General features: G+C 51.8%; 13 protein-coding genes. 12 read left to right on the forward strand and 1 reads right to left on the reverse strand.

Annotated elements, in window-relative coordinates; all coding sequences use genetic code 11:
- The first annotated feature begins 17 nt into the window (after positions 1-17).
- The 3 genes from QBD29_RS03070 to nusG all read left to right on the forward strand — a co-directional run bounded on the left by QBD29_RS03070 (position 18) and on the right by nusG (position 4,675).
- Positions 18-3,695 (forward strand): Hint domain-containing protein, encoded by a 3,678-nt coding sequence (locus tag QBD29_RS03070; RefSeq protein ID WP_280099853.1) that lies wholly within the window; start codon positions 18-20, stop codon positions 3,693-3,695.
- A 92-nt stretch (positions 3,696-3,787) separates the two neighbouring features.
- Complete coding sequence (gene secE / locus QBD29_RS03075; RefSeq protein ID WP_280099854.1) at positions 3,788-3,979, forward strand: preprotein translocase subunit SecE; 192 nt, start codon at positions 3,788-3,790, stop codon at positions 3,977-3,979.
- A 162-nt stretch (positions 3,980-4,141) separates the two neighbouring features.
- Complete coding sequence (gene nusG, locus QBD29_RS03080) at positions 4,142-4,675, forward strand: transcription termination/antitermination protein NusG (RefSeq protein WP_280099855.1); 534 nt, start codon at positions 4,142-4,144, stop codon at positions 4,673-4,675.
- A 74-nt stretch (positions 4,676-4,749) separates the two neighbouring features.
- Here the strand turns inward: nusG and QBD29_RS03085 are convergent, their stop codons facing one another.
- Complete coding sequence (locus QBD29_RS03085) at positions 4,750-5,622, reverse strand: 1-acyl-sn-glycerol-3-phosphate acyltransferase (RefSeq protein ID WP_280099856.1); 873 nt, start codon at positions 5,620-5,622, stop codon at positions 4,750-4,752.
- A gap of 164 nt (positions 5,623-5,786) precedes the next feature.
- Here QBD29_RS03085 and QBD29_RS03090 point away from each other — a divergent pair, with 164 nt between their 5' ends.
- From QBD29_RS03090 to rplL, 9 genes are all read left to right on the forward strand, one after another.
- Complete coding sequence (locus QBD29_RS03090) at positions 5,787-6,704, forward strand: bile acid:sodium symporter family protein (protein ID WP_280099857.1); 918 nt, start codon at positions 5,787-5,789, stop codon at positions 6,702-6,704.
- Between the two features lie 29 nt (positions 6,705-6,733).
- Positions 6,734-7,528, forward strand: coding sequence for a phytanoyl-CoA dioxygenase family protein (locus QBD29_RS03095; protein WP_280099858.1), 795 nt, complete (start codon positions 6,734-6,736; stop codon positions 7,526-7,528).
- A 464-nt stretch (positions 7,529-7,992) separates the two neighbouring features.
- Entirely contained in the window at positions 7,993-8,475 is a 483-nt protein-coding gene (locus QBD29_RS03100; RefSeq protein WP_280099859.1) for a hypothetical protein, read from the forward strand.
- A 255-nt stretch (positions 8,476-8,730) separates the two neighbouring features.
- Positions 8,731-9,156 (forward strand): 50S ribosomal protein L11, encoded by a 426-nt coding sequence (rplK, locus tag QBD29_RS03105; RefSeq protein ID WP_280099860.1) that lies wholly within the window; start codon positions 8,731-8,733, stop codon positions 9,154-9,156.
- The gene (gene rplA / locus QBD29_RS03110) at positions 9,156-9,854 is read left to right on the forward strand and encodes a 50S ribosomal protein L1 (protein WP_280099861.1); all 699 of its coding nucleotides are present in this window, start codon (positions 9,156-9,158) and stop codon (positions 9,852-9,854) included. Before rplK ends, rplA begins: the two co-directional genes overlap by 1 nt.
- A gap of 322 nt (positions 9,855-10,176) precedes the next feature.
- On the forward strand, positions 10,177-10,656 hold the full coding sequence (locus QBD29_RS03115) for a type II toxin-antitoxin system antitoxin SocA domain-containing protein (protein WP_280099862.1): 480 nt from the start codon (positions 10,177-10,179) through the stop codon (positions 10,654-10,656).
- Complete coding sequence (locus tag QBD29_RS03120; RefSeq protein ID WP_280099863.1) at positions 10,631-11,125, forward strand: hypothetical protein; 495 nt, start codon at positions 10,631-10,633, stop codon at positions 11,123-11,125. Before QBD29_RS03115 ends, QBD29_RS03120 begins: the two co-directional genes overlap by 26 nt.
- A gap of 279 nt (positions 11,126-11,404) precedes the next feature.
- Positions 11,405-11,923 (forward strand): 50S ribosomal protein L10, encoded by a 519-nt coding sequence (gene rplJ, locus QBD29_RS03125; RefSeq protein ID WP_280099864.1) that lies wholly within the window; start codon positions 11,405-11,407, stop codon positions 11,921-11,923.
- Between the two features lie 78 nt (positions 11,924-12,001).
- Positions 12,002-12,382 carry a 50S ribosomal protein L7/L12 gene (rplL, locus tag QBD29_RS03130; protein WP_280099865.1) on the forward strand — a complete coding sequence of 127 codons (381 nt, stop codon included), beginning with the start codon at positions 12,002-12,004 and terminating at the stop codon, positions 12,380-12,382.
- The last annotated feature ends 31 nt before the right edge of the window (positions 12,383-12,413 follow it).

The following is a 12,413-nucleotide window of genomic DNA, read 5'->3' on the forward strand; positions in this document are numbered from 1 at the left end:
CTTTGAGGTGGTGAGTAATGCCTGATTATACAATCGGCGTGTACGACTTTGATCCCTTTTTCACGTTCTCTCGAACGGTAAATGGGGAGATTGTCTATGGTGGGCCGGCAAATTCTGAAACGACTGCGGTCATTACAGACAACGGCAGTGGTGTTGCGGGTGAAGGGATCACGGATTCCGACGAAACGGCCACGGGTACGATTACGATCAATGGCAATACGTCCACTGGTGTGGATATCAGCGCCGAAGAAAGCTGGACGCTATTAAACGTTGATACTGGCGAAACCTTTCAAATTATTACCTTTGAAATCGAGAGTGGGCCAGCGGCTGGGTATTACACGATTTCCGAACAGCCGCTTGTGCCGGGGGCGACCTATCGCACAATAACCTTTGATACGGATCCGTCAGGGTCTGATGCGACGTTCAGTTATGCCGATTATGTCACCGATATTCCGGATGGTACCGTGGATGGTACGGACGGGGATGATGTTATTGACGGCAGTTACGAGGGTGATCCGCAGGGGGAGGAGGTCGATAACCTTGACAGCCCCACTGTAACGCCTGTGAGCCTTGATCTGAATTGGGATGCAGAAGGTGCGGATGAGACCGATCTGTTTGGTGGCGTGTCCCAAGATACGGGCGGTATTCAGGTAGACGTTAGTTTCACCGACGATGGGGCTGGGACAGAGTGGAGTGTTGAATCCACACAAACCCAATACGTTGGACCAGGTGAGTCCTTTGATGCCAATTCCGCATTGTTGTTATTCGGGAACGGGCCGACGGGTGACACATCGACCATGCAAGTGGATTTTTCATCCGTTTCGGGGTCTGGGTACAGTGACGAAGTTACCGATGTTCAATTCCGCATCAACGACATTGATAGCGCGACTGGTGGGTTTCGGGATGTTGTCACCGTTCGCGCCTTTGATGCGGACGGTAATGAGGTTGAGGTGCAATTCACCATTGGGGGTGATGAAACCCTGTCTGGCAACACCATTACAGGGGGCGATAACGCCAACTCTGAATCTGATCTGGATGGGTCTGTTCTGATTACCATTCCTGGCCCTGTTGCGTATTTCATCATTGATTACGATCAGGGCGGTACAGGCACGCAGGCTGTTTACATCACGGATATCGAATTCAATGCGATGCCATTGGGCGCGAATGATGACGTCATTGATGCGGGTGCTGGGGATGACAGCATCGACAGTGGTGAGGCGACGGATACTGTTTTTGGCGGCACGGGCGATGACACGATCAACGCGTCTGAGGATGATGACACGCTGTTTGGTGGCGATGATGCCGATACGTTCCAGATGGGCGATGGTCTGGGTGACGACAGTATTGTGGGCGGCGAAGGTGGCACCGACAACGACACCATTGATGCGTCAGCGCTGACCTCGGGTGTTACGGTAACATTCACGGGGGGCGAAGAAGGCACGGTTGATGGCGTTGATACGGACGCCACATTCAGTGAAATCGAAACACTGATCCTGACAGATCAGGATGATGTTGTGAATGGTTCTGCATCGAGCGAGTCCATGACCATTGTCGCAGGGGATGGGGATGACAATATCACCGGCGGGTCTGGAGCCGACAGCATAGATGGCGGTGATGGGGACGATACCATTAACCTGAATGATGGGTTTGGGGCGGATGCGATTGATGGCGGTTCTGGGGGTGAAACCGAAGGGGACACACTGGACGCGTCTGATCTGAGCAGTGGCACAACTGTGACCATGGATGGGGATGGTTCTGGCACGCTGACGGACGGCACAGATACGGCAACGTTTGATGATATCGAGATCATCGAAACAGGGTCCAATGATGACACGATTGACGGGGCTGCTGACACCACAGGGATGACCCTGATTGGTGGCGGGGGCGACGATTCCATCGAAGGGGGGTCTGGGGATGATGTCATTTATGGCGATGGCGGTGACCCAAGCGAACCCGGTGTATGGCTGTTTGAATATTATGATCTGGATCCGACTGGGGACCCGCGCACGCTAGAGCAAGCTGGATTTACCTTGAATGGGGGGCGGGATCACGAAGGCACGCCCACCGACACAGGGTATTCCGACAGCATTGATCCAACGGATTATGACACCGCAGATGATTATGCGTTAAGTTTCACGTCTCAAATCTCTATCACCACTGGGGGTGATTATACGTTTGAAACGACATCCGATGATGGATCACAGCTGTTTATCAATGGTCAGCTGGTGGTGGACAATGATGGACACCATGGGATGGTGTCGCAGAACGGTACGATTACACTGCCGCCTGGCGATTACATCATCGAGATCATCTATTATGAAAACAACGGCGGGAATGGATTAACCGCATCGGTTTCTGGCCCAGACACGGGCGATGTCGCGACGAATTTGACGGGGTATCCGGGCCTTTCGCCTGTGCCGGAAAGCGGAAGTGATACGCTGAACGGTGGCGCTGGGGATGACACGATTTTCGCAGGTGCGGATGATGATACCATCATCCTTGAAGATGGTTTTGGCAATGACACCATCGAAGGTGGCGAAGGGGGTATCGACAGTGACACGATTGATGCGTCTGCCGTCACGGAAGGGGTCACGCTGACGTTTACGGGTGGCGAAGAAGGCACGCTGACAACCGCAACGGACACGGCTACATTTTCTGAGGTGGAGCGCTTCGTTCTGACGGATCAGGACGACACGGTCGATGGCAGCTTGTCTGATGACGAGATGACCATCCTTGCGGGTGCTGGGGATGATACCATCATTGGCGGCACGGTCGCTGATATCATCTTTGCGGGTGCGGATGATGACACACTCACGGGTGGCGATGGCAATGACACGCTGTTTGGCGGGGACGGGGATGACACGATCACCGCTGGCGAGGGTGACACAGCCACAGGTGGGGACGGGGACGACACGTTCATCATTGACCAAACCGATACGGGGACGGGTGGCATTACCATTGTGGGTGGTGAAGGAGATGAAACAGGCGGCGATACGCTGGATTTCAATGGTCTGCTGGATCTCGGCTCTTTGGTTATTACGGACGATGATGACGCGAATGGTGGCCTGACGGGCTTTGCGTTTTTGCTCGACGGCACGCGGGTCGATTTTTCCGAGATTGAGAACATCATTTGTTTTGCCCGTGGCACCAAAATCCTGACCCATTCGGGTGAAGTGTTGATCGAGGATCTGGCCGAAGGGGACCAGATTGTAACGCTGGATCATGGGTTGCAGCAAATCCGTTGGATCGGGTCGCGCAGTGTGCCCGCTACGGGAGATTTTGCGCCGATTACGATCAGCGCAGGTACGCTTGGCAATCACAGCGATCTGACGGTAAGCCCGCAGCACCGCATGTTGGTGTCTGGTCCGATGGCGGAATTGCTGTTTTGCGAGCCAGAGGTGCTGATTCCTGCCAAACATTTGCTGAGCTGGGACGGGGTGTATCGCGCACAGATGGACACGGTGGAGTATTTCCACATCCTGTTTGACAGCCACCAAGTGATCCACGCCAACGGCGCCCCATCCGAGAGCTTTCATCCAGGCGAACAAGCCATGGATGCTGTATCACAGGAGGCCCGCGCTGAAATCTTGGCCCTGTTCCCAGAACTGGCAGACCAACCCGCCGCCTACGGCCCCGCCGCCCGCGCGAGTTTGAAGGGGTATGAGGCCGAAGTGCTGGGCCGTGGGATGGCGTGAGAGTAGGTCACGTAACTTTGCTATGGCAGGTACTTGTCATATCCACTTCAAACGCGTATCTGGGCCATTGAAATAGACCACAGGAGCCGATCATGGCTATCACCAATCCATTGCAGTTTATGCAGCAGGTTCGCGCTGAAGTATCCAAGATTGTTTGGCCGACGCGTCGGGAAACGTTGATCACGACCGTGATGGTGTTTGTTATGGCGTTTATCTTTGCGTTGTTCTTCTTTGGTGTGGATCAATTGGTGCAGTTTTTTCTGACGATGATTTTGGCAATCTGATCTTGAATTTGCCGCCCTCGCGCGGTATTGCGCCCCATCCCTTACAGTATCAGCCTTTAGAATCAGACAAGGCAAATGTATCTGGCGGGATTTCAGGTGCATAAGTATCTGTAAATGAATTTACGGCGGCAAGGTCCGCCCAACACGAAGGTATCGGTCAAGATGGCGTTACGTTGGTATTCGGTTTCTGTGCTCTCTAACTTTGAGAAAAAGATTGCCGAAGCGATCCGCGAGGCGGTTGCACAAGAAGGTCTGGAAGACGAAATCACAGAAGTGCTGGTTCCGACCGAAGAAGTGATCGAAGTGCGCCGCGGCAAGAAAGTTCCGACAGAGCGTCGTTTCATGCCAGGGTATGTTTTGATCCGCATGGAGATGTCTGAAAAAGGCTATCACCTTGTGAGCAACATCAACCGTGTGACGGGTTTCCTTGGCCAGCCAGGCAAACCCTCCCCGATGCGTGACCGTGAAGTTGCTGCGATCCTGAACCAAGTGGAAGAGGGGGCAGAGCGCCCACGCACATTGATCAGCTTCGAAGTGGGCGAGAACGTGAACGTGACAGACGGCCCGTTCGAAGGTTTTGCAGGCATGGTAGAGGACGTGGACGAAGAAAACGCCCGTTTGAAAGTGACCGTGTCCATCTTTGGCCGCGCCACACCTGTGGAACTGGAATACACGCAGGTTGCAAAACAGACCTAAGTTTTTGATCAGCTGCTGACAGATTGAACCGCAAGAGGCCCTGCCTTTTGCGGTTTTTCTTTTGGTAACAGGCCCTAAGATCTGTACAGGCCAGGAACCAAGGTTTCTGCCAAATCTTGCAGGATTTCAGGGGCCGTGCCGTGCGGTTGGACAGGGCCATAATGCACATCATAACTGCCGCCGAGTTTGGCGAAAATCTCGGATGCGTAGCGCAGGGAGGCAACGCGGCGGCCCAGTTCGTCATTTCCGCCCGACAGAACAGCGGCCAAGCGGCGGGTGCGGTAATAATGCGAAGAGTTGCGCATATCCGTGGATGCAGGAACGATTGGGGCGGCGCATTCATCAGAGATGCGCGTGATGCCATTGCGCCATGGCCGTTCAATCAACAGGCCGTTTTCCATACGAGGCACGCGCCCTGATCCAAACACCAACAGGGCGCCGCCTTCGTTCAGATGCGCGCGCATACCGTTTAGGGTTTGGCGGGCGGTGATCACCTGGTCTTTGCGATCAAGGTCCACGGCGATAATGCGATCTTTGCCCAAGAAACGTTCTGCTTCGCGGCCCGCAACAACTTTGAGATCGGAGCGATGTGCGCGCAGTGCCCCTGCGTGGGCGATGAAATCAAACGTGCCGATGGGATGGGTTGCACCGATCACAACGGGCCCTTGGGGCGGTACATTTTCAAGGCCAATTGGGGTGATCGTTGTGCCACCGTTCATGGTGAGCAGCGTTTCCACAAGAGCATCCCCTGTGCGCCCATCGAGCGCCACAAGCATCTGGCGTGTTTCGCGCAAGGCAAAGAAGGGCTGTCCTGTTGTGGCGCGGCTGATGCCATCAATTGTGCCCATAAAGCTGCGCAGTGCTTTGAGTTTGAAATTTGATCCCACAGGGATTCGAAGCCGTGCGCGTAACAGCTCTTCTAACGGGTCTGGTGCGTGGCTGTTCACAAGTCTCTCGTGTGGCGTGCGCAATGCGCGATTTAAAAATGATACGGCACCGCACTTGGGTCTGACCGCGCTCAAGGAACTGACATACACGTTGCATCACGTTTTCCAAGGTGGCAAGGTTTTCTAAACGGGTGTGACCGTTTCGGATTGAAACAGGGGGGATCATGTTGGGAGCAGACGGGGGCGACATCGATTCTGTTGTTCTGAATTTTTCACCAACCAGTTTGACCGTTCTGAATTTGGTTCTTGCTGTGGTTATGTTTTCCATCGCGCTTGAATTGCGGCCCAGTGATTTTGCGCGCTTGGCCCGCGCCCCGAAACCAGTTTTGACGGGACTGTTTTCGCAGTTTATTGCGCTGCCAGCTTTGACGTTTTGTTTTGTGGTGGTGATGCAGCCGCAGCCGTCTGTGGCGCTGGGCCTGATGTTGGTGGCGGCCTGTCCGGGGGGGAATATTTCCAATTTTATCACCCAGCGGGCGGGGGGGAATTCGGCGCTGTCGGTGACGATGACCGCCTTTGCCACGGTGTTTGCCATTCTGCTGACGCCTGCCAATGTGGCCTTTTGGGGTAATCTGTATGAACCAACACGGCGGATTTTACGCGCGACCGAGATTGATCCCGTGTCAGTGGCGATCACGGTTGGGTTTATGTTGGTGCTGCCGCTGATATTGGGGATTTATGCGAATGTTGCGCGCCCCGCGCTGGCGGCCCGATTGCGCCGCCCCATGCAGAACCTTTCGATGTTGATATTCATTGCGTTTGTGGTGCTGGCGTTGGCAGCAAACTGGGCGTTGTTTTTGCAATATGCGTCCATGGTGGCGGTGTTGGTGTTTTTGCACAACGGTTTGGCGCTGGCGGCAGGGTATGGATTGGCGTCTGTTGTGGGGGTGTCTGATTTTGATCGCCGCGCGATCACCATTGAAACGGGCATTCAAAACTCGGGCCTTGGGCTGATCCTGATTTTCGGGTTTTTCGACGGGCTGGGCGGCATGGCTGTTGTCGCCGCGTTTTGGGGCATGTGGCATATTATTTCGGGCATTTCGCTTGCCAGTGTTTTGGGGCGCACAAAGGCGGCCATGTAGGTTGGTTTACGGATAAAAAGGAGAGTGTGATGGGGAAATATGTGTCGGATGAGACTGTTGCGGAATTTCAGACGCAGGGGGCAACGCTGTTAAAGGGCGTGTTCGCCGATTGGGTGGATGTCCTGCGCGATGGGGTTGCGGCGAACATGGCGGACCCTGCCCCCAATGCGCGAAATTACGAGACCGAAGGCGGAGGGCGGTTTTTCGTGGATTACTGCAACTGGGATCGGATTGATCAGTACCGCGATTTTATCTTTAACTCGCCTGCGGCTGCCATTGGGACCGAATTGATGGGCAGCAAGGGGGCGCGGTTGTTCCATGAACATGTGCTGGTGAAGACGCCGAAATCTGGCACGCCAACGCCGTGGCATCAGGACTTGCCGTATTACTGTTTGGACGCGAGCCAGACGGTAAGCCTGTGGATTCCGCTCGATGATATTCCAAGGGATCGGACGCTGGAATTTGTGGCGGGATCGCATGAGTGGGGCAAGTTTTATCGGCCTCAACGGTTTGATGGCACGCCTTTGAATGAGGATGATGGGTTGGAGGAATTGCCCGACATTGATGGAAACCGCGGTGATTACGATATCCTCGGTTGGGCGCTGGGCCCCGGGGATGCGCTGGCGTTTGATTATCGCACAGTGCATGGGGCGCCTGCGAATACATCGGCAAGCGCGCAGCGGCGGGCGTTTTCGTTAAGGCTGGTCGGGGATGATGCGACGTTTGCACGGCGGGAGGGGGTTGTGACATCGCCGCCGTTTCCTGATGTGGCGTTGAAGCATGGGGATGTGTTGGAGGGGCGGGAGTTTCCGAAGTTGTTGTGAGGGGGAAAGTAATGACATTTCCGCGTTAGTAGATTGAATACCTTACATTGCGGCTTAGCCAGTCATGTGCAAATTAAGTTCGTTACCTATCAATGATATAAGTCGTAAATTTAAGGCGGTCCAATGTTGTTAAAATGTGCTTTAAAAAAATCTTCGAAAAAGCCATCGCCGAGAATGATTCCATTTTCTGGCGCCGAAGTTTTGAAGCAAGATTATTACAGTATAAGTCTTGTTCGCAAAGATCGCAGTCACCCAGATCTTTTGGTTAAGAAGTCAGGGAAACGGGGTATCGCCTGTAAACAATGGATTGAGAATGCAGATGGGCCATCAAGAGGTAGTTATTCAAAAAAACTGATAGTTGATTGGGGTGAGACTGAGAACGCCAATTTAGAAATAAGGCATTATCTAAAAGGCCACGAATTTAGATATAGTTCTGCACATAGCTTTCTTTTCCATCAGGCGTTTTGCCTGCCTTATTTGAACGTCAAAAAAACGAACTGTATCAGGCAATTTATAACTCCCTAACTCCTGTTCGTTCATCGCGTGTCGATCTGTTAAAGTGGTTGGTCAATCGGCGAATTGAATACCATGCCAAAAATAATAGTTATCGCATTGGAAATGAACATGGCGATTCCGTGGTAACCATTTTGGCAGAAATGTATGGCAATCGTATTTACTCTCACCCCAAGAAGGATGAGTACCGAGCGAATCTCTTAATTGATTTGGATTCTCTAACAGCAACTGATGATGTAAAAATCGTAGATAACAATTATGTCGCAACAGGCAGAGCAGTTGTAACCATAGCTGAATATGAGGTAGAGAACCGTCATCACTTAGACAACAAGAAACACAACAACCGCATTTTCTGGCTTACAATTGTTCTTGTTTTAGTTGGCATTCTTCAAGTTCCATACGTTCAAGAATACTTGGGAATAAGAGCGCAATAACAATTCAAATTGTTTGGTTGAAATGCGGGGAGTGAATGGCCGTGTTTGAATTTGATTTTGGATGGGCTTTTCAAATGGTCATCATAGCGCCCCCCCTTGCCAACTACCCAATTCCCCCCTATACGCCCCTTCTGTCGCCACGAGTCCGTCGGGGCGGCATCCATTGTGGGAGGCGACGGTCACGCGTGATCGGAACCGAACCACACCATAAACCCGCTTGGGCACGCGCGCCTGAGCATTGGAAAGGAAAAGCTGATGGCTAAAAAAGTCGCTGGCACTATGAAACTGCAGGTTCCTGCAGGTCAAGCCAACCCCTCCCCCCCAGTGGGCCCAGCGTTGGGTCAACGCGGTATCAACATCATGGAATTCTGTAAGGCGTTCAACGCCAAGACGCAGGAGCTTGATCCAGGTGCGCCGTGTCCAACGATCATCACGTATTACGTGGACAAATCCTTCACCATGGACATCAAGACGCCACCTGCGTCCTACATGTTGAAGAAAGCTGCGAAGCTGAAATCTGGCGCGAATTTGCCAGGTCGTGAAATCGTGGGTTCCGTGACAACCAAGCAAGTGAAAGAAATCGCTGAAGCGAAGATGAAAGATCTGAACGCCAACGATATCGACGCTGCTATGTTGATCATTCTGGGTTCTGCCCGTTCTATGGGCATCGAGGTGAAGTAATGGCTAAGTTTGGTAAAAGAACAACTGCCGCACGCGAAGCGTTTGCTGGCAAAGAAAACGTTTCTATCGCGGATGCGGTTGCACTGGTTAAGGCCAACGCGACAGCGAAGTTTGACGAAACAGTTGAAATCGCGCTGAACCTGGGTGTTGATCCACGTCACGCAGACCAGATGGTTCGTGGTGTTGTGACCCTGCCAAATGGCACAGGTAAATCTGTTCGCGTTGCTGTGTTTGCTCGTGGCCCAAAGGCCGAAGAAGCGCAGGCTGCTGGTGCAGACATCGTGGGCGCAGAGGACCTGATGGAAACAGTACAAGGCGGCAAGATCGAATTTGATCGCTGCATCGCCACACCAGACATGATGCCAATCGTTGGCCGTCTGGGTAAAGTGCTTGGCCCACGTAACCTGATGCCAAACCCAAAAGTTGGTACAGTGACCATGGACGTTAAAGCCGCTGTTGAAGCCGCCAAAGGTGGTGAAGTGCAGTTCAAAGTGGAAAAAGCTGGTGTGGTTCACGCCGGTGTTGGCAAAGCCTCCTTTACGGAAGCCCAACTGGCCGAGAACGTGAAAGCGTTGATCGACGCGGTTCAAAAAGCCAAGCCATCAGGCTCCAAAGGCGCTTACATGAAAAAGATCGCACTGAGCTCCACTATGGGCCCAGGCGTGACTGTCGATGTAGCGGGCGCGCTGGAGCAGTAAGCTTTAACAGCGTTAGAGAATTAGGGCGGCCTCGGAGGGAACTTCGGGGCCGTTTTTTGTAAGGAATCTAAAGGTATTGTCAGAAGGTTTAGCGATTTTTAAGATTCTGAGCTGATGATAAAAAAGCCATAAAATGCTACACCCTTGTCTAATTTGAATTTTATCCACATATGGTGGCATAGATATGCTACCTATAGAAGCATTCAGAAACTGGAGAGAAAATGATCTTAATATCACATGAGACTTCTTTGAGTGCTTACGTGAAGAAAAATCGGTCACTAACTTTGCTGAGATATACAGACTTATTACGCGGTTTGAGTTAATGGGACCATTTGATTCACGTGTAATTGCAAACAGAATCTTGGATATTGCTGAACAACGAAATATTCGACTTACAATGATGCAGTTGTTAAAACTTGTGTATATCGCACATGGCTGGTGGTTGACGTACTCTGGCGGCCAACCACTGACGTCAGATAAACCACAAGCTTGGCAGTATGGTCCGGTGCATCCACTTGTTTACAACGCGTTTAGACGTTTTGGGGCGACTGCAATCACTGAAAGAGCACGAGACCCAGAAACTGGCTTTGCATATTCAGATGAAATAACTTCCGATATTGATAGTATTCTAGGAAGCGTCGTTGACTCATATGGAAAACTACATGCTTATCGCTTGTCTGATATGACACATCAGGTTGGAACACCTTGGGATCAGGCAAGTAAAAAGTGGGGTAATTACGCTCCAATCACTGATGCTTCAATTAAGGAGCACTTCGATGAGCTCAGAAGACAACGGACGTAAAACGAAGTCAGGAATTCAGGCAATTATCGGTGAAATTGCCGCGAATGCTGGTGAAATAGCTTCAACAGAGAGAGACAATTCTCTACGCGACAGAATTGATAGTCTTGAGCTTCTTGTTGAAGAGTTTGGACAAGCCCGTGAACTTCAAAACGAGCTGAAAGAGTATGTTAGTGACCTCAAGGAAGAGGTGGCAGACATAAGAAATTATCGCTTCTGGGTTACAACCTTTGCGATGGTGACTTCGGTGTCGCTCTTTGCGCTCCTCATTTCATGTATGGTTATGAAGCCAGAGTGGTTTATGAATCTCACGGGTCAATTGAAAGTGTCTCTTATCATTGCGTTGGGTGGCGGGTCTGTTTTTCTCACTTCATTGGTTTTGCGCGGCGTATACCGTAGTAGGCATGAACGCAACCATGGTGAAATGCTTCCTGAAGCGGTTAGGATTGCACTTGAAACGATGAACAAGTAGCATTACCCCCTTGCCCATTCCCCCGTCCCCGACTATGTACCCCTTAGCAACAAAAGCGTGCGATTCGTCGTGCGCTTTTTCTGCGTTCGTCCAAGACGGTGAGTGTGGGTTACCCGCTTAATTTCTTGCCTGAGACGGGAACTGAACAAAATGCCATGTGGTGAAAGCCTCGGGCGGTTTGGGAGGGGACCGTAATTAAGGACCCTAAGTGCCAGTTTGGTTTCGGTCAGGCTGGTAAAAACGAGCCGGGGAGCAATCCCCATAAATTGGAGCATAACTGTGGATAGAGCCCAAAAAGAAGCAGTGGTCAGTGAACTTGGCCAAATCTTCACGGACTCTGGTGTAGTGGTCGTATCTCACTATGTCGGTCTTACAGTTGCAGAAATGCAGGACTACCGCGCGCGCATGCGTGAGGTTGGTGGTTCTGTACGTGTTGCCAAAAACAAGCTCGCCAAAATCGCTCTTGAGGGCACTCCATGTGAAGGCGTGAAAGACCTGTTGTCAGGTATGACCGTATTCGCATACTCCGAAGATCCGGTTGCTGCGGCGAAAGCCACAGAAGCCTTTGCGAAGGACAACGACAAGCTCGTGGTTCTTGGCGGTTCTATGGGGGAAAACCTTCTGGACCCTGCCGGTGTGAAAGCCGTTGCGGCAATGCCATCCCGCGAGGAGCTTATTGCTTCTATCGTTGGTTGCATTGGTGCACCTGCATCTAACATCGCTGGTGCGATTGGCGCGCCTGCTTCGAACATCGCGTCGATACTTTCGACCGTTGAGGAAAAAGCAGAGGCTGCATAACAAAACTGCAATTGATGATCGGTATGTGAAACATCTTCACACCGGAACAACAGAAAACTACGGAAACGGAAATATCAAATGGCTGATATCAAAAAACTTGCTGAAGAGATCGTTGGTCTGACACTTCTCGAAGCACAAGAACTGAAAACAATCCTGAAAGACGAGTACGGCATCGAGCCTGCTGCTGGTGGCGCTGTAATGGTTGCTGGCGCAGCTGGTGGCGACGCTGGTGGTGCTGCAGAAGAGAAAGACGAATTTGACGTCATTCTGAAATCTGCTGGCGACAAGAAAATCAACGTCATCAAAGAAGTTCGCGCCATCACCGGCCTGGGCCTCAAAGAAGCTAAAGACCTCGTAGAAGCTGGCGGAAAAGCCGTTAAAGAAGGCGCTACAAAAGCTGAAGCTGAAGAGATCAAGACAAAGCTCGAAGAAGCTGGCGCTGAGATCGAACTCAAGTAATTCAGCGCGAACTTCGGTTCGCCTGTTTTCA

Origin of the sequence: Amylibacter sp. IMCC11727 (assembly GCF_029854195.1) — a bacterium.
Lineage (GTDB): Bacteria > Pseudomonadota > Alphaproteobacteria > Rhodobacterales > Rhodobacteraceae > Amylibacter.